19 protein-coding genes are annotated in these 19,123 nt (G+C 44.5%); 4 read left to right on the forward strand and 15 right to left on the reverse strand.

Going from position 1 to position 19,123, the window contains the following annotated elements; all coding sequences use genetic code 11:
* Nucleotides 1-7 precede the first annotated feature (7 nt).
* Complete coding sequence (locus JGK16_RS24400; RefSeq protein ID WP_293192892.1) at nucleotides 8-328, forward strand: DUF433 domain-containing protein; 321 nt, start codon at nucleotides 8-10, stop codon at nucleotides 326-328.
* Between the two features lie 28 nt (nucleotides 329-356).
* Nucleotides 357-656: a DUF5615 family PIN-like protein gene (locus JGK16_RS24405; RefSeq protein WP_293192984.1), complete on the forward strand. Its 300-nt coding sequence runs from the start codon at nucleotides 357-359 to the stop codon at nucleotides 654-656.
* 105 nt (nucleotides 657-761) lie between these two features.
* On the opposite strand, the gene JGK16_RS24410 is transcribed toward JGK16_RS24405, so the two are convergent.
* From JGK16_RS24410 to JGK16_RS24425, 4 genes are all read right to left on the reverse strand, one after another.
* On the reverse strand, nucleotides 762-1,742 hold the full coding sequence (locus JGK16_RS24410; protein ID WP_293192895.1) for a hypothetical protein: 981 nt from the start codon (nucleotides 1,740-1,742) through the stop codon (nucleotides 762-764).
* 1 nt (nucleotide 1,743) lies between these two features.
* Nucleotides 1,744-2,595, reverse strand: coding sequence for a ThiF family adenylyltransferase (locus tag JGK16_RS24415; protein ID WP_293192897.1), 852 nt, complete (start codon nucleotides 2,593-2,595; stop codon nucleotides 1,744-1,746).
* A gap of 107 nt (nucleotides 2,596-2,702) precedes the next feature.
* Nucleotides 2,703-3,128, reverse strand: coding sequence for a ubiquitin-conjugating enzyme E2 (locus JGK16_RS24420; RefSeq protein WP_293192899.1), 426 nt, complete (start codon nucleotides 3,126-3,128; stop codon nucleotides 2,703-2,705).
* A gap of 40 nt (nucleotides 3,129-3,168) precedes the next feature.
* Nucleotides 3,169-3,393 (reverse strand): hypothetical protein, encoded by a 225-nt coding sequence (locus JGK16_RS24425; RefSeq protein WP_293192902.1) that lies wholly within the window; start codon nucleotides 3,391-3,393, stop codon nucleotides 3,169-3,171.
* 369 nt (nucleotides 3,394-3,762) lie between these two features.
* Between JGK16_RS24425 and JGK16_RS24430 the strand changes: the two genes are divergently transcribed.
* Nucleotides 3,763-4,278, forward strand: a complete 516-nt coding sequence (locus JGK16_RS24430; protein WP_293192904.1) for a LuxR C-terminal-related transcriptional regulator — start codon at nucleotides 3,763-3,765, stop codon at nucleotides 4,276-4,278.
* A gap of 30 nt (nucleotides 4,279-4,308) precedes the next feature.
* On the opposite strand, the gene JGK16_RS24435 is transcribed toward JGK16_RS24430, so the two are convergent.
* From JGK16_RS24435 to JGK16_RS24450, 4 genes are all read right to left on the reverse strand, one after another.
* Nucleotides 4,309-4,539 (reverse strand): addiction module protein, encoded by a 231-nt coding sequence (locus JGK16_RS24435; RefSeq protein WP_293192906.1) that lies wholly within the window; start codon nucleotides 4,537-4,539, stop codon nucleotides 4,309-4,311.
* Between the two features lie 120 nt (nucleotides 4,540-4,659).
* Entirely contained in the window at nucleotides 4,660-4,995 is a 336-nt protein-coding gene (locus JGK16_RS24440) for a XisI protein (protein ID WP_293147098.1), read from the reverse strand.
* The gene (locus tag JGK16_RS24445; RefSeq protein ID WP_293192908.1) at nucleotides 4,983-5,117 is read right to left on the reverse strand and encodes a hypothetical protein; all 135 of its coding nucleotides are present in this window, start codon (nucleotides 5,115-5,117) and stop codon (nucleotides 4,983-4,985) included. Before JGK16_RS24445 ends, JGK16_RS24440 begins: the two co-directional genes overlap by 13 nt.
* Before the next feature lie 5 nt (nucleotides 5,118-5,122).
* Complete coding sequence (locus tag JGK16_RS24450; protein ID WP_293192910.1) at nucleotides 5,123-6,169, reverse strand: UPF0104 family protein; 1,047 nt, start codon at nucleotides 6,167-6,169, stop codon at nucleotides 5,123-5,125.
* 104 nt (nucleotides 6,170-6,273) lie between these two features.
* On the opposite strand from JGK16_RS24450, the gene JGK16_RS24455 reads away from it, so the two are divergent.
* Nucleotides 6,274-8,310, forward strand: coding sequence for a S8 family serine peptidase (locus tag JGK16_RS24455; RefSeq protein WP_293192912.1), 2,037 nt, complete (start codon nucleotides 6,274-6,276; stop codon nucleotides 8,308-8,310).
* A 263-nt stretch (nucleotides 8,311-8,573) separates the two neighbouring features.
* On the opposite strand, the gene JGK16_RS24460 is transcribed toward JGK16_RS24455, so the two are convergent.
* The 7 genes from JGK16_RS24460 to JGK16_RS24490 form a co-directional block, all read right to left on the reverse strand.
* Entirely contained in the window at nucleotides 8,574-9,053 is a 480-nt protein-coding gene (locus JGK16_RS24460) for a hypothetical protein (RefSeq protein ID WP_293178197.1), read from the reverse strand.
* Between the two features lie 280 nt (nucleotides 9,054-9,333).
* On the reverse strand, nucleotides 9,334-11,007 hold the full coding sequence (locus JGK16_RS24465; RefSeq protein ID WP_293192914.1) for a glycosyltransferase family 39 protein: 1,674 nt from the start codon (nucleotides 11,005-11,007) through the stop codon (nucleotides 9,334-9,336).
* 124 nt (nucleotides 11,008-11,131) lie between these two features.
* On the reverse strand, nucleotides 11,132-11,296 hold the full coding sequence (locus JGK16_RS24470) for a hypothetical protein (protein ID WP_293203459.1): 165 nt from the start codon (nucleotides 11,294-11,296) through the stop codon (nucleotides 11,132-11,134).
* Nucleotides 11,297-11,524: 228 nt separating this feature from the next.
* Complete coding sequence (gene pruA, locus JGK16_RS24475) at nucleotides 11,525-14,500, reverse strand: L-glutamate gamma-semialdehyde dehydrogenase (protein ID WP_293178191.1); 2,976 nt, start codon at nucleotides 14,498-14,500, stop codon at nucleotides 11,525-11,527.
* 215 nt (nucleotides 14,501-14,715) lie between these two features.
* Nucleotides 14,716-15,807, reverse strand: coding sequence for a hypothetical protein (locus JGK16_RS24480; protein ID WP_293178188.1), 1,092 nt, complete (start codon nucleotides 15,805-15,807; stop codon nucleotides 14,716-14,718).
* A gap of 194 nt (nucleotides 15,808-16,001) precedes the next feature.
* On the reverse strand, nucleotides 16,002-16,241 hold the full coding sequence (locus JGK16_RS24485; protein WP_293192917.1) for a DUF5615 family PIN-like protein: 240 nt from the start codon (nucleotides 16,239-16,241) through the stop codon (nucleotides 16,002-16,004).
* A gap of 316 nt (nucleotides 16,242-16,557) precedes the next feature.
* Entirely contained in the window at nucleotides 16,558-19,104 is a 2,547-nt protein-coding gene (locus tag JGK16_RS24490) for a protein-arginine deiminase family protein (RefSeq protein ID WP_293192920.1), read from the reverse strand.
* Between the last annotated feature and the right edge of the window lie 19 nt (nucleotides 19,105-19,123).

Consider the following 19,123-nt stretch of genomic DNA (forward strand, 5'->3'; position numbering starts at 1 on the left):
AACTAAGATGTCTAAGGAATCAGTCATCACAGAACATATCGAAATTACGCCTGGGGTACTTGGTGGTAAGCCACGCATTGCGGGCCATCGAATTGCTGTAGCACACATCGCCGAAATGTATCTGAAAATGGGGATGTCTATAGAAGAAATCGCGGGCAAGTATGATTTGCAACTTGCCTCGGTTCATGCAGCAATGACCTATTATTACGATCGGAGAGAAGAAATCGATCGTCGCACTGCTGAAAGTCGAGCTATTGTGGAAGAATTAAAGCGCAAGAGTCCACCATCTCCGTTACAAGAAAAATTGAGAGCAATTAGAGGTGAGTGAGCAAATTCGTTTTCATTGAGACGAACATATTGACTCTAACATTGCGCGCGGTTTGCGTCGTTACGGCATAGATATTACAACAACAGTTGATGCAGGATTGCGTACAAAAAGCGATGAGTCACACCTGGAATTTATTCGCTTTGAGCAGCGCGTGATAGTAACTCACGATGACGATTTTTTAATTATGGCAAGCGATACCACCGATTATCCGGGTATTGTCTATTGTCCTCCTAATTCTCGTTCTGTGGGCGAGATTATCCGTAGTTTGATTTTAATTTATGAAGTGTATGCACCTGAAGAAATGATCGGGAGGATTGAATATATTTGACATGATTGTAAGGCGATCGCACTTTTTGTTGTTTGGGGGAAAAGGGCGATCGCACTTTTGACAATTTGGGACATAACAGATAACTCATCTTCTACCCTATTTTTTTCATTTTGTGTTTCTTGATGCTATTGACTTCGCATTCTTCATTGCCAGAGCTAAATATTTATCAATTTGCTCAAACCGAGAAGAATTTAATAGTATATTTTCTGAGATAACTTCCTCGCTGTCATAGATAATTTCTAAATGTGCTGGCTTAGAAGAAGAATAGATAGGATATTGATAACGAACGTTAAGTTCACCATTATCTAAAGGTATTAACCACCTCCAATATATAGCTCCATCCCTTTTGGCTTCGAGTGTCTGTGCCGCAGGAAAGTTATTCAAAATCCATCCTCTATCTTCACTCCGTATTTTTTGCATAAAATCTGTGGCTACCTCCATCTGAGGTCTATGTTCAGAAGCACCTCTATAGAAATTTGCTTGACTTCTACGATGAGCAAATGCAGCTTCTTCGGCACTTTTCAAAATTTGCTCTAAAGGTGATGATCCTTTAATAATATGTACGGCAGAATCAGGGATTTCCGCAGAGCCTTGACTTCTGACAAATAAGTAGTAACGCTTCCGAAGTTCCGAGCCACACAAATCTGTAATCAATAGAGCAAAGAAATAGTCCAAATCATATTGACGGCTATTCACAGTTTCTGTATAACCCCTAATGTCACCTTGACTCAATTCTGCTAGTCCATTGCAGTGATGAGTATGCCAAGAACCCAGGTAATTAATATCTTGGTCAAATGTCTCCAACACGCGAAACATTGCTTCTTGATACTCACCATCTGGCATCAAGTGACCTACTGAGTTATTGACACGAGGCCCAGAGTCTATATAAGTTTCTACTCGGATTTTTATATGATTGCCATTTTGACTAATTTTTCCAATAAACTTTCCACCTTCCTCACGGTTAGAAACTGATACTGCATGACTTATTCTGGCAATGACAGTCTCAAAAATTTCAACTGATACGTCTAGATTAGAAGGCCTATAATCTGATCTACCTATTCCAAACCAAGATAAAACTCCCGACATATTAATCCTCCATTTGATGATTGACATTAGTGCAGTAGCATACTTTTTGAGGTTTTAAAAGCATTTGCTTTGCTTCAAAATGACTGCGGAATATTCCTGGGGCTGGTCTATTTCCATACACAATCCAGTTACTTTTTAATGTAGGCATGGACTGAGTTGACTCTCTAAGCAAAATAGAGAGAGCCATCCTAACTTGAATCAATGCAATCATTTGGATATCAATTGAGAGTCCTGATGCACGAAATTCTTTTTCATCAAGACCATAAATTCTACTTTCTTCATCTTCCGTAAGTCCCAAAACCTCGTCTGATAAGTCAAGTTGATTGAGTTCGGAGAAAAGTTGTAAACACTTGTAACAACCAGTCAGAGTTGGAATGTAGCCAAAAACTTCACCTCCTATGCCTGTCCGAAACACGGATGCTGTTACAAAAGGAACTTTTGCTGCCACACACTGGTCACTGACAAACTCTCTGACACTCTTTTTATCTGAACAAGAAAGAACGAGATCGGAGCGACGAACCGACTCAATAAAGTTCGGAGATTGCATCACATCCTCTGCAAAAGTTTTAACTTCTACATCAGGATTTCTGTCTTCTATCCACTCCTTTTGTATGTCTACTTTGAGTCGTCCTAAATCTTTACGCATTCTAGGATGCTTGACAAGATTTTCAGGTTCTAGAGTATCTGGATCGTAAAGTTCCCAAATCCGAATACCATTCATTACAAGGTGATCGCAAGCTGGTGTACCACCGCTACCTAAACCAACAACAGTGATCCGCTTATCTGAAAAAATCTCTGGATTAAGTAGATAGCTAATTCTATCAAACTCAAGTGAATAATTTTGATCTTTCATTAACAATACTCCGGACAGTTCTTGGAACGATACTACAAGCTTTACAGGCTAAGGATCATGAAAAAGTCGAATTAAATGCAAGTCAGGGGTGGACATGACTTTATTGATTAATGTGCTTGCTCTTTTCCTGGCCAATTTTTAGTACGTTGCCAAACATCATATTTGTTAACCCAGATTGCAGCCTTAGATACCATATATGCCAATGAATAGTTTGAAGTCCATTGCTCTGGCTTCATCACACATAAATTGCCACTCGAATACCTGTGAGGACAATCAGGTTCAATGGTTCTTTCAAGCAACTTAATCAATGGCATATTGTAAGGATAGTTTGAAGGAATTTCTATTCTAACTCGGTAATAGTTTTCGTCCGCTGTCTTTAAATACCCCTCTACAGCCTTGATAGAGCCTTTAGATGCTTTAAAATTAAACTGTGGATAGTAGCGCTTAATTTTCTCACTCTCAACAGCCATCCTATCTCTAGATAAATCATTTTCGAGAAATATAAGTCCACGATTAATCGCAATATTTGTCATTATTTATTATTGTTTAATAACTACTTTTGAGGTTAGGCAACTAATACTCACCTTTTGGATCGCGCAGTGCCACTCCTTTTGGAGATTGATTGGGTTCGAGTGGACGAACTACACCATCTGAATCGATTTCTACAAACTCATCTTCTTCTTGAGCGTTAAAGGCTCTTTCTGCCATATTTGCAATTGATCTGCCAACGCCTCTAGCAGCAGCACTAATTACTCCTTCCGTAATTCCATCGACTATATCGTCAAAATCATTTGGCATTTGATTAACCCGTGAAAAACAGCTTTAGCTACTCCTAACTTAGTCATTCGGGCAAAGGGAGCAATTAATCTTGACTTACTTACTTAAGTAACAAATTCTGAAGTTATTGCAAATTAGCAAGAACTCTAAAAGCTTACTCTGTCAAGCTAACGATTTCTCAATTCCTCTTTTACCCTGAATTTTTTTAACCGTACATAGCCTGAAAGCATGATTTAGCAAAGCTTTGGGTGGGTATAATGCCTTGTTAGTCCAAATAAGCTAAATCTGAGTAGCTAATACGATGATAAACTAGCTATACCCAGCTAGCAACTAGCCATAGCTATAAATTTTGGTTAGGCTCTAGCTATCAACTTACCACAATGCCCTGCGATGACATCTAACGACGATATTTTTGCCGATGCCGCGAATAACTGGGACTTGGAAAGGCTCTACAAAGCTATGGCAGAAGCCAAGTGGCAAGTATCTCCTCGTGCCAGAAAGGGACTCACAGAACGGGAAAAGCTTTTTTTGCGCGGTTTGCTGTGTGGCTACAGTCCGGCTGAAATAGCTAACCAAGTACATCAAAGTCGCAAGGGTGTTGAGGTCTATGTCTCTAAAACTTTATATCAATACTTTAAAAAAATTAAAGATGTGCCTAATGAAACAGTAGGCAACTGGAGAAATATTCCTAACTGGCTAGAGGAAGAAGGATATAAAACTAAGTCATCTGTTCAATCTGACTCAAGGAATTATTTGCCGAATGAGCTATTAGTAAAGATCGGAAATATATGTTTTGATACTAATACAGGAACAATTGATATCAACATTCGGGTATCACTTCCATCATTTTCAGAATACCAAAGAACAGAAGATATAGATTCAGACGATCGCCCCTATACAAACTAATCTAATTGAAGGGCGATCTGATTAATTCTATCATTGTGCTATAATCTGCCTAATCTGAGCTAACGCTTCTTCTCCTGGAATTGGCTCAACCATACCGCTTCGGATTTCATCGCGACGCTGCTTAGCTTCCGCAGTCCACAACTTTTGAACTGTTCCGTCTATATCAAATTCAAGACTCTCAACTAGCCTCTCTGCTAACTGCGCTCTCAACGCATTTGGCAAAGATAAAGCTTCTTTCATCAGTTGCTCGATCGATAGCATAATTACATCCCAAACTAAAATCCCTAAATAGTTAAGTTGAAAAAAGGAAGCACATTGTGCAATCTTGTTTGATTATAGCCGATCGCGCGATCGAGAGTAAAACAGCATTTTCCAAACAGCCTAAGCAACTCCATAGCTCGTAAATGGTCTTGCATAGGGAGGCTGAAGCCCCAAAACAATATCCTCCCGCGCCACACCCATCAGCACTAACTCCTCAGCAATCAGTTCATCAGTTTGATTGCGTTGAATCCAGACTTTTTCATTGCGGATGTCTAAGTGAATCGGGCAACTATAAATCCGATTATGACCGTCCCAACCTAAATCTAATATCTGATAATGGTCATGTTCGGTGTCAAATAATACCTGAACTTCAATGTCGCCATTGATGGGTTTAGTCTTACTATATTCCATCAGGAAAGTGCGAACAATCTGCCGATATTTAGCTAATCGATCCATTCCAAAATCACCTCATTAGTAGGGTCGTATACCAACAACTTCAGATCGTACTCAGCGATCGCCCTTTCATCCGAAACAGCGATCGCTTTTATACAAAAACTGGGCGGACACGCACCATCCACTGCCCCTACATAAACCGATCGCGCCTCCGATCAATTTTCGCCAAAACAGCACCGGAAACATCCGCCAGAATGCTGATAATCCGATACAAAGCGACCGCACTCAAAATTATACCCACAGAAAAGCGATCGCCAAGCAGGGCGATCGCCGTTGCTTCAAATACTCCCATCCCTCCAGGCGCACCCGGTACAACCAAACCCACAACAAACGCCAAAGCAAAAGCACCGAACAAGTTGGGAATATCGATAAAATTTACCGGATTTAAAGCCATTACCGTTAGCAAAAAACCGCTGCCCCGCAATCCGATAAAACAGATTTGTCCGATTAACGGCACTAAAGGATAGCGTTTAATTGGCAAATTATTTTGGCGCTCGGACTTGACATTAGATATTTTTTTAGCTAGATTGGAGCTAGACTCTAAAGGCGAAATTAGTCGATCGCCCGCAGCATCCCCAACCTCTGAATTTTCCCCCTTGTTCTTGGATAACTTCAACCGCTCTACAAATAGGACGATCGGATTTAAAATTCGGGGATGAATGGCTATTAAAATAGCAGCACAGCCGACAATTCGCAAATAGCCATCGGCGCCCTCAAAACAAATCAACCCAATCAGCACGCCCGCAGAAGCCATCAGCAACGGTTCCAGCAAGACGCTGAGAGTAGCAGCTTTCGGCGCAATGCCTGCCTTTTTGGCCTCCAAGATGCGACCCCAAAAATGCCAAATATTCCCCGGTAAATACTTGGCAATATTAGTCTTGAGAAAAACTTGAATCGCCCACGCGGCATTGACAGATTGGCGGAATTCGCGCAAAATCAACATCCACACCCAGCCGACAAAAATTAGAGACAGTAACGTGACACCAAGCGCGATCGCCAATAACGGAAAACTTTCGGCTCGAATTCGGATATTAGCCACTTCTCGCCAGTGAGTTACAAAAGCTTTGGCAATAAATAAAAACGTGCCGCCCAAAATCACATAGCGCAAATAAGGCTTTAAACGTGATTTCGCAAGGTTGAAAAAATTCTGAATTCGATGCAAGTGTTGTTTTCCCATTTTCCGATCCTGATTAATGAATTTGGGATGGTAGATTTATTAAGGACAATTTCATGTTTGAAATCTAAAATTTAGATCGATCGCAATTTAAGGAGTAAATTTTTATGGCCGGCCCGAGCCCCGACGGATTTTCCTATCTTTTAGATGATAGCGCCAATAGTTTCGCATTAACTCCGGGCTTTTTGACTCCTTATCGTAACGGACTTTTTGCCCTCGGAGGTAATGATTTTATTGTCGGTGCCTCGGATGCCGATCGCCTCAGCGGTGATAATGGTAACGACAGACTCCTCGGCGGTGGCAATTCCGATACTCTCTTCGGTGGTGTCGGGAATGACTTGCTTAACGGCGGTGCCGGCAATGACTTCCTATTTGGCGGTAAGGGCAGCGATACCTTGCAAGGAGGTAGGGGAGATGATAGCCTCAACGGCGGCAACGGTAGCGACGTTTTAATGGGCGATGGAGGCAAAGATACGCTGACAGGGGGTTTGGGCGCAGATACCTTTGTCCTTCGCAGCAACTCCCCAGTCTCTGATCCGGCTGTTGCAGACGCGATCGCTGACTTTAACAGTTTTGAGGATGCGATCGGACTAACTGACAATCTTACCGAAGCAGACCTCACTTTAGAAACAGTTTCCGGCACTCCCAATACAGTAATTAAAATTCGCCAATCCGGTGCTATTTTAGGCTTAGTCGCCAACACATCACCACAAAACCTCAGCGGTAAGTTCATCTCTGCAAATACCGTATTGGGCAACCAACTCAGCCAAGCCCGAGATTTAGGTGTTTTGAGCAGCACTCAAACCATCGCTGACTCGGTTAGCAACGCCCGCCCAGACAACCTTTATCGCTTTACTTTGCCTGCAAATAACGACTTTAAATTAACTGTCAGCGGTTTTAGTGCCGATGTTGACGTGGCTGTGATTAAAGATATTAACGGCGACAATTCTATTGACTTTACCGATATTATTGCTTCTGCTAAAGAACCCGGTTTATCGCCAGAGTCTATCGATCTCAAAAATTTGGCAGCCGGAACATACTTTGTCCGAGTTTATCAAAACCAAGGTAATACAAATTTTACCCTAAATTTATCTGCAACTCCTGCAACTATTGTTCCTGACAATCCCAGCAACTCACCGGGTTTTGACTCTCGTTTTGGGTTCGGTTTGGTGAATGCAGCGGCGGCAGTTGCTAAAGCTCAAGGTGTGCCAACTTTTCCTGATGTTCCCGACTTGGGCGGCGATGAGTGGGGCAGAGACTTAATTAAAGCTCCAGAAGTTTGGGCGAAGGGTTTGACTGGAGATGGCATTATCGTAGCAGTTATCGACAGCGGCATTGACTACAATCACCCGGATTTAACAGGGAATGTTTGGAGCAATGGAGGGGAAAATGGCGTTGATGCCACAGGTAGAAATAAAGCTAGCAACGGCGTAGATGATGATGGCAATGGCTTTGTAGATGATTTCCGGGGATGGGATTTTGCCAACAACGATAACGATCCAATGGATGATAACAATCATGGCACTCATATCTCGGGTTTAGTTGCGGCGAAAAAGGATGGGGTGGGAATAACTGGAACGGCTCCGACTGCCAAGATTATGCCTTTGAAAATACTCAACAGCACAGGAGTAGGCAAAATTAGGGATGAAATTAATGCGATTAATTATGCGGTGGCAAATGGGGCAAAGATAATTAATGTAAGTTTTGGCGGTCAACAGTTCAACGAGCAAGAGTTGAGCGCGATTCAAGCGGCGGAAGCTAAGGGCGTGGTGGTGATTTCGGCGGCAGGAAATGATGCTCGCCCGGATGTAGATTATCCGGGTAGGTTTGCAACTGAGGTAGGCATTACTGTCGGTGGAGTTAACCGGAATGGCTTGTTTACCGATTATTCTAACCGGGCGGGATCTAACACAATTAGTTATTTTGTCGCTCCGGGTGGCGACGGCGGCAGGGCTGATGCTGGGGACGTTTATTCAACGGTGTCGCTTTCTCAACCGGGGGTTCCCTATCGATATTTTGCGGGTACTTCCATGGGAGTGCCGCACGTATCCGGGGTGATAGCTTTGATGTTGCAAGCCAATCCCAGTCTGACTCCTGCTCAAATTAAGCAGATTCTGGCGGAAACGGCGAGTCGATCGGTTTAAAAAGGTACGTTGTTGCGCTTAAGCGCTCTTTCAAAGGTACGTAGTTGCGCTTCAGCGCTCTTTCAAAGGTACGTAGTTGCGCTTCAGCGCTCTTTCAATATATATATCAGAGCGCCTAAATATATATACCCTTTCTCAAAAAGATGAGGTATAACTGACAGCTTATATAACCCTTAAACCAAGAGGGCTGAAGCCCAACAACATACCTCATCTTTCTGATAACCGCTATAAGAGCGCTCAAGCGCAACAACGTACCTAAAAACTTAATAATTGGCGGCGTAAGTCAAGTCAAATTGACGGCACAGGGTGATGCAGCAGTAGCCTGGTCGATCGAATACTAACTCGTAATTCATCTCGCCATCTATTTTGGTAATCGGCTGCTTTAAGGGGATGCCGTGAATGTCGTATTGGCGGCGTTCTAAGGCACTCCAGTCGATAATTTTGATATCGATTTGGTTCTGCAACTCACTTGCGATCAGATACAGGTGCATCTTGTCTTGAACTTTCCCAGTCAGGGGAATTTTCATTAACACTGACTGAGTGACAAGGGGTTTTTGGTCGTTGGGATGCTTCTGAGTGTGGCAGTTGTTGAGTTCGATATCGTAAGGTTCTAGCTTAAATTTCTCTCCATTGGCGATCGAGGAAGAGTGCAAATCTTGCAGGCACTTTTCTAGATGAGGGATTAGCCCTAAATCTGGATCGCACAGCAGTCTGCGAATATTGGAGGTTTCAGTTACTGTCATTTTAGATTTTTGATGTTATGTTTGTGATTCTTAAATCATAGCTTACCGCAAAAAGTAATTATGTTCTATTATACTTGCGACATAGTTCCAAAAACCAGGTTTCTGGGCAGTATTTCCCGGCAAACCAGATTTTGATTAGTTAATGTTTTTATAGCCTTTCTCAGAAAGATGAGGTATGACTATAAATGGAGTTTTTTATGCGACCTCGCTTACTATATAATAAATATAAGAGGGCTCCCATCCCAACAACGTACCTCACTTTTTTGAGAACCGCTATAAATTATTTTTTGGTGAGTTTCCACAGATTGAGTTCGACATTACCGCCAACCGGATCTATTTGATAGTTTTGCTGTTCAATTGCCGATCGCAAATCTGAGGAAGGCCTGTATAAAAACAACTCGCCCAAACCGCTGGGAATTTTCGGAGGTTCTGGTTTTTTTCGTGCCAACTCTCGATTTGTGTAACAAGAAGTGTAACAGCGGGGTTGGATTAGCAGTTTGACTTTTGGTTGCAGGCGATAACTTAAAGGCATGATGTATGCGATATTCGCATCGCTGATAATTAAGGGATTGCTTGCAGAATTGACAGTCGCTGCGACTTCTAATTCCGCACGCAACCAACCGCTGCCTTTATTCCACCAACTATCGGCTTGAGAACTAACTCCACCGGAGATGATGCCTGCACAAAACAGTGCAACTATAACTATTTTCCACAGTCTTTGCAGTTTTGAGTTATCAAAATTGTTGCTAATTTTCGCAGACAGCAGGTAAGCAACTGCTAGCTGAATTCCCACATAACAAGGAACTAAATATCGCGGATTTGCCGATCGCCTCCCGCCTTTAAGTATATCGGGCACTGCCAAAAATAAGGCAGTTGTGGCAATTAACAATAATATCAACAACCAAACCCGTTTTGGTGTTTGCCGGCATAGAAAATAAAGGGAATAGCCGACTAAAGCTAGAATCAGGATGCCAACGGGAATTACCAAGGCTAGTTGTGCGGCGTTGGCAGTGCCATCAATCCCAATATCAAAAAATCCTATGCTGATGGAACCCACCCACCTGCTGACTAATCTGAAGAGATTTGTTTGTTCTGCCCATACTGTGGTACTTCTAACTTGATTGAAGTTTTCGACAATATTTACGAGGGAAGGCATGAAGCCAATTAAGGCGACCATTGCTGCTGCATAATAGGCAATAAATGTTTTAACATCGCGCCAGTTGGCAATAACTGCGACGTAGATTGCGTGGGCTGCGGCTACGCAGATAAATAATAAGTGGGTGTACAATCCCATTGCTGCTGTGACTGCGTATAGTGTCCAGTGATAAATCAGCAACATTGGATTTTGATTGACATCCGGGCGCATTGCTCGCAATAAGGCTGCACTGGATAAAATGGTAGTTAATGTCCACAAACTGTACTGTCTGGCTTCTTGGGCAAACAAAATGTGGTAGGGAGAAATGGCGAGAATTGCGATCGCCATCCAAGCCACAGCAGAGGATTCAAATAACTCCCAAGCCAGCCAATAAATGGCGGGAAATACTAGCAAGCTAATGACGGCGGCCAAACTTCTCATTGTTGCCACGGAACTGCCGAACCATTGCGCCCAAAATCGCGCTAGTATGTAATAGAGTGGCGGGTGTTGGGGGTCTTCGGTTGTTAAGGAATTGAGGGTATTGCTTAAAGTTTTTTGGGAGTTGATCTGCTGGTATTTTTGTAAATCCGAGGGCGAAGTTATTTTCTGGTATGAAATTTGTTTGATAATTTCGGCTTCGGTGTAGCCGGAAACTCTTAAGGAAGTATAGTTTTCGTCGATCCAGTAGAATTTGCGATCGAGATTGACAAATCGAAATAAAATGCCGATCGCCAATACGGCTATAATTAAAAATCGCAACCACTTCTCAAGTGGAGGGTTGTGAGAATTTAGTCGATCGCGATTTTTAGTATATTCCATTTTTTAACTAGCTAATCTCGCAGAACTTTTTTGATGTCACCCACAGACAACACGGTTCGTAGTGAGGACTTTAGTCCTTCTGTCTAAAGATCCGATAGAGATCGAGGACGACAAGACATTGTAATTAATCCACTTTCACGCTCAGAGCATCCCGTTTTTGTAGGGGCGAAGCATTCGCGCTGACAATCTCTCCTATAGTCGATAGGATACAGGCGCGAATGCTTCGCCCTTGCGGATATGTTTGTACAATCGGGATGATCCCCTTTCCCTGTTTTCTAAAGTCTGTCATAACTTTAAAAAAATGGTATTAGTGCTTCTTTCTTTCTTAATAGCCAGAGAGAGGACTGAAGTCCTTACAGACAACATGGTTTGTAGTGAGGACAGGTGCATCTGGTTTTTGCAGAGGGCGAAGCATTTCGGCACATAACTTATGAGTGAGAATCAGAGATTTACTGCCGAAATGCTTCGCCCCTACAAATCGTCAACTGTCAACTGTCAACTGTCAACTGTCAACTGATTAATCGTCTACTCCTTCAATAGGTGCAAAACCTTGGCGCTGAATATTTTCAGTTATAGTACGAGGTTCGAGGAATTGCAGCAAATAATCCGGGCCGCCCGCTTTGGAACCAACTCCCGAAAGTTTGAATCCTCCGAAGGGTTGGCGCGATACCACAGCGCCGGTGGTTCCGCGATTGATGTACAGATTTCCGACTTCAAAATCGGCTTTGGCGCGATCGATATGCGAAGGCGTGCGAGAATACAATCCGCCAGTTAAAGCGAAATTTGTACCGTTAGCAATTGCGATCGCCTCATCGAAATTATGAGCCCGAATCACCGACAAAACTGGGCCGAAAATTTCTTCTTGGGCGAGAGTTGCAGTCGGCGCGACTTCCGTCACAATCACTGGGCCGACAAAATAACCGGTTTGGGGCGCGGCCATTTCTAAGGCTATCTTAGCTTCAGCGCGACCTTTTTCGATGTATTCGCGGATGCGCGACTGCGCCGTAGCATCGATGACAGGCCCGACTTGAGTGCCGGGATTTTCAGCAGGGCCGACATTGAGCGATCGCGCTGCTTCTACCAATCTTTCCACAAAAGCATCGTACACCGACTCGACCACAATTACTCGCGAACAAGCGGAACATTTTTGACCGCTATATCCAAAGGCAGAATAAACTACGCCAGCAACTGCTTGGTCTAAATCCGCACTTTCATCGACAATAATTCCATTCTTGCCACCCATTTCCGCAATTACTCGCTTCAGGTGTTTTTGTCCCGGTTGCAAAATCGCAGCTTGGGCATAAATCTGACAGCCAACTTCCTGAGAACCTGTGAAGGTAATCATGTGAACGTCGGGATGTTTCACCATGTAAGCGCCGACGGTTGAACCTTTGCAAGGTACGTATTGAAATACGCCTTTGGGGATGCCAGCTTCTAGCAAAATTTCAGCTATCTTTGCAGCAATTACTGTGGAAAATTCCGCAGGCTTGAGTAAGGTACAGTTACCTGCAACTAGCGATGCAACTGTCATCCCGACGGGAATTGCCAGGGGAAAATTCCAAGGTGAAATAATCAGAGAAATGCCGCGCGGTTGATAGGTATAGCGGTTGTTTTCTCCGGGGATGTCGTAATTTTGCCCTTGTTCCAACCGTTCCATTTCGTCGGCGTAGTAGCGACAAAAATCAATGGCTTCGGAAACTTCGGCATCGCATTCTCTAACTGGTTTGCCGACTTCAAACACCATCCAAGCTGACAGTTCGTGGCGCCGCTGTTCCATCAATTCGGCTGCTTTGCGGAGGACTCCGGCGCGCTGGCGAACGGGGGTTTTGCGCCAACTTGTGGAGGCTGCTTTGGCTGCTTCTAGGGCTTGTTTGGCTTGTTCTTCAGACAGCAATCCGATTTTTCCGACTACTTCTGCGGGATTGGAAGGGTTGAGGGAATTAACTGTTGTTTCGGTGTTTTGGTACTCGCCATCGATTAGGGGTAAATAAGTTTTACCTAGGTTGGCGCGCACTGATTTGATGGCTGCTTCTGCTTGTTGCCGCAATTTGGTATTGGCGTAGTCGGTATCGGCGACGTTGGGAAATACTTTGCTGTAAGCTATCTGGTCGTTGCCATTAGCGACTGGTGCGGCTAATAATTGTTCGATCGGCATTTCTTCGGAACTTTGCCGTATAAACGAACTGTTGGCGGTATTTTCCAGCAATCGGCGGATCAAATAAGCCATTCCTGGGAGCAAATCGCCGTAGGGACAGTATACTCGGACGCGATAACCGCGATCGACTAAAAGCTTAGCCAGTTTGTCGCCCATACCGTACAGCACTTGCATCTCAAAGCGGCGGCGCGGTATATTGAGAGTCTCGGCAATCGCGATCGCCCTGGCTTGCGATCGGACGTTGTGACTTGCGATCGCAGCATACAAATATTCGTGATTTTCCAGCAGTAACTGAGTCATCTGCTCAAAATTTGCATCCGTAGCAACCTTGTCATTGTAGACAGGCTGCGGCCAATCCTTCTGCATCGCCTTGATAGTTTCCTGATCCCAGTAAGCGCCTTTCACCACACGCACCGTTACCGGATTTCCGCGTTTTTTCGCCCAAGCAATAATGCCTTGCAAATCTTGTTTGCTATCACGCAAATATGCCTGCATTGTAATTCCGACATCTGTGCGACTGCGGAACTCTTCCTCTAACAATAAGTCTTTGAGAATGCTGAGAGTTAAACTCTTATATTCGTACTGTTCCATGTCGAAGTGAACAGCCGCACCCAACTCTTTAGCGCGCCGCAATAACAGGCGAATTCTCTCGCTAACTTTTTCCTCGCTGCCTTTCGCATCCAGCGGATCGAACTGAGAATAAAAAGCCGTTAACTTGACAGATACTTGCACTCGCGGCAGAGTTTCGCCGTCAGCCTTATCAATCGCATCTACCTGCGACCAATTCTTAGCTGCACTGCTCAATTCGGTCATCAATTCCAAATAGCGATTCAGATAAACTTCCGCCTCAGTTTCAGTAATCACAGCTTCGCCCAAAAGGTCAACTGTAAAACCCATTTTATCTTTGCGAAGTCGTTCTAAGGTTTTAATTACCTGCTTGATATTTTCCCCAGAAATATACTTGTGCGCCAAAGTTTCTACAGCAGGTGCAACCGTCGTCGCCGCCAATTGTCCAGGAATCGAATCAGCGTTAGTAAAACTTAGCAATTTTTTCAAAGCTTCCGGCAATTCTACCTCTTCCACAGTCAGGTATTCTTGCAAGTGGCGGGCAATTTCCGGCTTGCTGCGGAGTGCGGGTAAACAGTCAATAAATCGAAACAATTGCACGCGCAGTCCGGGGCTAGCCATTGCCCAATCCATCAGTTTATCGTCCCAACGCATTTGGTCTTGCAATTGACCGAAAAACGATCGCTTTTTGTCTTGAGTTGCCTTAAGGATTTCTTTAGCAATTTCCTGAGTCTTTGCTTCGTAGATGCTTGGAGATACTTGTGCGACCATTGGTAATTAGTAATTGGTAATGGGTAATTGGCAACGGGAGCATCTCACTTTTGCATTTACAGTGCGAGCGTCCCCGCTCGCGTATTGTACAATACGCGAGCGGGGACGCTCGCACTACAATAAAAAAAATGCTTTTTACAAAACTGAGATGCTCCCATTGGCAACCAGGGCGGGTCGATCTATTGTGCAACTACCCCCTGATACAATTATACTGGCTATTTGACTTCAATTTTCACTCCGTAGTTTGCTTGGCGATCGCCCGAAATTTCAATAGTATAATCGCCGCTGCTGGCTAGTTGACCTTGCCACTGACCTGTGCTATCAACAGTACCTACTTTTTCACCGTTAGGAGCAATAATATCTGCACTAACTTGACCTTCTTGAACCTTTACTGTCATGCTTTGGCCGCTATTGCATTCTAGCAAGTAGCGCTTCGATTTGTTGGCTGGCAAACTATTGCTGAGAGTAGTTCCGGTAGCACCTGCTGGAAAGCTAACTCGCTCAGTTACAGGGGTTTCCACCGCAGCGGGAGACGCCGCCGGAGAAGGTAACGGTGACGGGGAAGCAAGTTGCGGAACGCCTGAGAGCGATGGTACTTGAGTCGGATTCGGCGATGGTGCGCTGTTGGCGGGCAGTGTCTGCTGGGGTGCTGGGGGCACTCCGGGCTGGCGGTAGGCGCGCGCTGTTGGAACAGGGGGAGCGCTTTCCGGTAGGGGTACGTCGGAAGGCAATCTGATTTGAAGGTTCGCTCTTTCTTGATACATTCTCCACGCGAGCAAACTGCCGAGACTTATCGTGGAACCGACTAACATTCCGCTCAGAAAAATTGCCAATATTTGCCAGATTCGACTTGGTTTGCGATCGGGATTTGCGGTGTAATTTGTAACAGGTAAATCACCGATATTTTGACTGGTTTCCGGGGCATTTTCGGCGGAAATTGGAATTGTTTCTGTTTCGTCTATTGCCGTTAAAATATTTTCGGGTGCGGCAATTTCATCGGAAGTTTCTGGGGGTTGGGAAGTTGCTGTTAAAACATTTTCACTGGGGAGATTTTCTGTAGGAGTTTCTGGGGGTTCGGAAGTTGCTGCTAAAACATTTTCACTGGGGAGATTTTCTGTAGGAGTTTCTGGGGGTTCGGAAGTTGCTGCTAAAGCATCTTCAATTGGGGGGATTTCAGCGAGAGTTTCTGCGGGTTCGGAGGTTGTATGGGGATTGGTAATGACAGTATTCGCGAACTCATCGCTGTCAGTAGCAATTGTTTCCGGTTGCTGAGTCAAAATTTGATTTTTTTCCTGTTCGTTACTCATGGGACTAAATTTTTTGTACAAATACTGCTTTTAGACATTTTACGTTATATTAAATCTGGTGATGGTCGAATGATGCTGAGGGCGCGAGCGTCCCCTTCGCACTTAGGACTGAAGTCCTCACTACAAGCCAATTTTATGAGAAATTTGTCGGCTGGGGCGATCGCAAATTTACCAACTTTTAAAACCTCTGATATTTATCGAGATGGACGATTGACTCTAAGGAGCCTCCCTGTCAATGTTTCCACATTAGAAATAGCCTCCGAAATTCGTGTAGCCATCCTCTGTCTGTCCTGTTGGTCGTCTTTACAGACAATGATACCAGCATGGTTAGGCTGTGAAGCGTGCAGTCGAATAAAATCGATACGATTTAGTGTCAAAACTGCCCGTTCGTTTGTAACAGCGGCGCGGGTGCGTCGCTCATATATTGTCGTCAATTACCGAGATTATCGCAGCGACACACCCTACTTTCATATCAAATCCCGTTGCATAGGAATTATTAATCTCTCTATTCTCTCTCTGTGTCCTCTGCGCCCTCTGCGGTTAAATCATTTCCATACAACCGGAAACGATATCACTCGCGGCGCGGGTGCGTCGCTCATATATTGTCGTAAATTACCTAGATTATCGTAGCGACGTACCCTACTTTGACTACAAAATTGGTACATTTGAATTTATCGTTGGGTGGGGGCGGGTTTTTGAGATTGTGGGTTTTTGGCGGGAATTTTTGGCGAACCAGCCCCTACAAGATACTCAATTATTAGGCAAAGATTGCCAAAAAGGCCGGGGTTCAGGCTTCCTCACAGTATTCGTCGCCGACTGTACATTTCCTTTCAATTCTTGATAATATCTATCGTCCAGAAAACTCATGCTAACACCAGCAGGAAGCAGCAATTGGCGCAATCTTTCTTGAGTGTAATCTAGACCATCAATTATCGGGCCGCGCGGATTTGAGACTAACAACTTACCGTTAACAGGCACCGAATTGACCATATTCGGCCACCAAGCATAACCGCTGTAGCCAAACATCGCTGGAACCTGAACGATTTGGTCGTCTGCGAGGGAAAACTCTCTTTTCAACTTCTCTAAAATCGGATAGATTTTCTGCTTTTGCAGATTGAGATTGTGTTGAATTAAAGCAGGATTATTCAATGCAGCCCTGACTGTAGTTTCGGTGCTCAAGCCGCGATTGATTGTAACATCACCATAACCTTTTCCCGCCAATTCTTCCAACAGCCTAACTCCGGCTTCTGGACTGGCGATCGCCATTATATACTTCCCGGGAGTTTGAGTGGGAATAAAATTGATAATTTCATCGACTTGGCGAGTCAAAAGCCAAGAAGTGTCAATATCCACCGCTGGGCCTTGAATTCTTTGAGCTTGAATAAAATCAAGTACCTCAGAATTAAAACCAGCATTCCCCGAATTTCCGTAATAAACTCGACCCATTGGATGTCCGGGAATCGGCGGCGTCACCTGCAAATTTCCGTATCCATCAGACCACTGATTCACAGGGTCTAAAGAGCGAGGTTTGCCAATTTTAAATACTCTCAAATCCCGCTCTTGATTTGACTTAGCCGGCTTGTCGAGTGCTGGATTGCTAGGGCTTTTAATCGCGACATTAACTTGACGCATATCGGATTTTTCTGGAACTTGAACGTAGCCATTTTTATGACTGTCTTGCATCCAAGCATTATCACCCTGGATGATTTTTACTTGAGCGCCCGTGGGTTCTACGGCTTGTTTGAGTTGGGAGATGAATTCACTGTTAGCCGAGCCTCGATCGCTGACCTGAACTTCTGTTACTGGTGCTGTATTTGGTGCTATCATCCAAGGACTAACGCCCATTTGGATGGTCGCGGCGGCGATTTGTTGACCGTTATTTTCGGCGGTTGCTTTGAGATTAACAGTGCCGTTCCAATTGCGATCGGCAAATTGTTTGGCTTCCACTCCTAAAACAATATTGGTGCTGAAAATTATGGGTTTAGTACCGGATATATCTACAGGTAGCCAGCCGCCGGCAGTTTTCTGAAAAACGCTGACGTAAGGGCTGCCAATGCTGTCAGCGGTGATAAATAATTGAGAATTTTTGAATTTTTCCGACAGGATTAAGTTAACTTGAGAAAGCATTGCTGCGCGGCGAGGGACGCTAACCTTGGTTTCTTGCCAAGTCGGTATTTTGCTGCGGCGATCGTTATTGCGATCGTTATACACAATCAGCGCGCCGCTGGACAATGACCATTGTTCTTTTCCGGCTTCGTCTACCTGATTAATTTTGCCGTCTCTGTTAGTATCTCCGGCAAAGAAGAAGTTGGTCGCTGAGGTTGCGGGCGTAACTGGGGTGGGAGTTGCGGTTGCGGTTGATTCGGGAGTTGGTGTTGCGGTTGACTCGGGAGTTGGTTGAGGAGTTGGTTGTTGATTGAGTTCTAATTGTTGTCTTTGTTGTTCTTTTAGGGCGAGTTCTTGCTTTTCTAATTCTTGTCTTGTGAGTTCTTTTAGTGCTAATTCTTCCCTTTCTTTTGCTTGGCGGGCGAGTTCTTGTTTTTCTTGTTCTTTGCGGACTAATTCTTGCCTTGCAAATTCTTGTCTTTCTATTTCTCTGCGGGCGAGTTCTTTTTTCTCTTGTTCTTGTCTCTCTATTTCGCGGCGAGCAAATTCTATCTTCTCTTGTTCTTTTCTGGCAATTTCTCTTACCTGTTCTTCCTCGGCTCTAATTTTCTGTGTAGACCGTGCTACTTGCCATTCGTAGGTGGCGAGAGTGAGGTTTCCTTGATATTCGATGGTTTTGTCGATCGCCCGTTCAGCCAAAAAAGAACCGTGGGGAATGAGCCGGAGGTTATTGATAGCCAATTGCCAAAAGCGTTGCGACTGTTCCCAAGTAGCGGGATCGGCTTTAGAAGTGCGTCCAATGACGACGGCTTGGGAGGCTAATCTAGCAGCTTCGTCCCAGTTATTTTTGGCTTGTTTTTCTATTTCAATCTGATTTTGAAGGTTTTGGAGTTGCTGCGTAAGAGTTTGGGATTGGTTGCGGGGGCTTTCTGGTTGCCAATATTCGGGAGAAAACAGACTGCTGTCGGGAGTTTGGGCAAGTTTATCTAATCGTACCTTGAGGCGATCGCGCAATTTGTAGAGTTCCGGGAGGGATTGCGGAGTGTCGCCGTCGGGTTGTCGCGCCGAGAGTGCGAGTTTGTAGTTTAGAGTAGGTTGAGCCACTGTCGTAGGGATGGCAACCCAAATTATACCGATGACGACACCGAAAGCATTGACGATCGCGATCGCCACATATCGAACCCAGCGCATATAGTTAATCCTCAGACAC

Source organism: Microcoleus sp. PH2017_09_SFU_O_A (assembly GCF_020738625.1).
GTDB lineage: Bacteria > Cyanobacteriota > Cyanobacteriia > Cyanobacteriales > Microcoleaceae > Microcoleus.

What these genes read in the sequence shown, in the direction of transcription:
- JGK16_RS24400 (WP_293192892.1), top strand. Translation starts at nt 8, where the DNA reads ATGTCTAAGGAATCAGTCATCACAGAACATATCGAAATTACGCCTGGG.
- JGK16_RS24410 (WP_293192895.1), bottom strand. Translation starts at nt 1,742, where the DNA reads ATGTCGGGAGTTTTATCTTGGTTTGGAATAGGTAGATCAGATTATAGG.
- JGK16_RS24415 (WP_293192897.1), bottom strand. Translation starts at nt 2,595, where the DNA reads ATGAAAGATCAAAATTATTCACTTGAGTTTGATAGAATTAGCTATCTA.
- JGK16_RS24420 (WP_293192899.1), bottom strand. Translation starts at nt 3,128, where the DNA reads ATGACAAATATTGCGATTAATCGTGGACTTATATTTCTCGAAAATGAT.
- JGK16_RS24425 (WP_293192902.1), bottom strand. Translation starts at nt 3,393, where the DNA reads ATGCCAAATGATTTTGACGATATAGTCGATGGAATTACGGAAGGAGTA.
- JGK16_RS24430 (WP_293192904.1), top strand. Translation starts at nt 3,763, where the DNA reads ATGACATCTAACGACGATATTTTTGCCGATGCCGCGAATAACTGGGAC.
- JGK16_RS24435 (WP_293192906.1), bottom strand. Translation starts at nt 4,539, where the DNA reads ATGCTATCGATCGAGCAACTGATGAAAGAAGCTTTATCTTTGCCAAAT.
- JGK16_RS24440 (WP_293147098.1), bottom strand. Translation starts at nt 4,995, where the DNA reads ATGGATCGATTAGCTAAATATCGGCAGATTGTTCGCACTTTCCTGATG.
- JGK16_RS24450 (WP_293192910.1), bottom strand. Translation starts at nt 6,169, where the DNA reads ATGGGAAAACAACACTTGCATCGAATTCAGAATTTTTTCAACCTTGCG.
- JGK16_RS24455 (WP_293192912.1), top strand. Translation starts at nt 6,274, where the DNA reads ATGGCCGGCCCGAGCCCCGACGGATTTTCCTATCTTTTAGATGATAGC.
- JGK16_RS24460 (WP_293178197.1), bottom strand. Translation starts at nt 9,053, where the DNA reads ATGACAGTAACTGAAACCTCCAATATTCGCAGACTGCTGTGCGATCCA.
- JGK16_RS24465 (WP_293192914.1), bottom strand. Translation starts at nt 11,007, where the DNA reads ATGGAATATACTAAAAATCGCGATCGACTAAATTCTCACAACCCTCCA.
- JGK16_RS24470 (WP_293203459.1), bottom strand. Translation starts at nt 11,296, where the DNA reads ATGACAGACTTTAGAAAACAGGGAAAGGGGATCATCCCGATTGTACAA.
- pruA (WP_293178191.1), bottom strand. Translation starts at nt 14,500, where the DNA reads ATGGTCGCACAAGTATCTCCAAGCATCTACGAAGCAAAGACTCAGGAA.
- JGK16_RS24480 (WP_293178188.1), bottom strand. Translation starts at nt 15,807, where the DNA reads ATGAGTAACGAACAGGAAAAAAATCAAATTTTGACTCAGCAACCGGAA.
- JGK16_RS24490 (WP_293192920.1), bottom strand. Translation starts at nt 19,104, where the DNA reads ATGCGCTGGGTTCGATATGTGGCGATCGCGATCGTCAATGCTTTCGGT.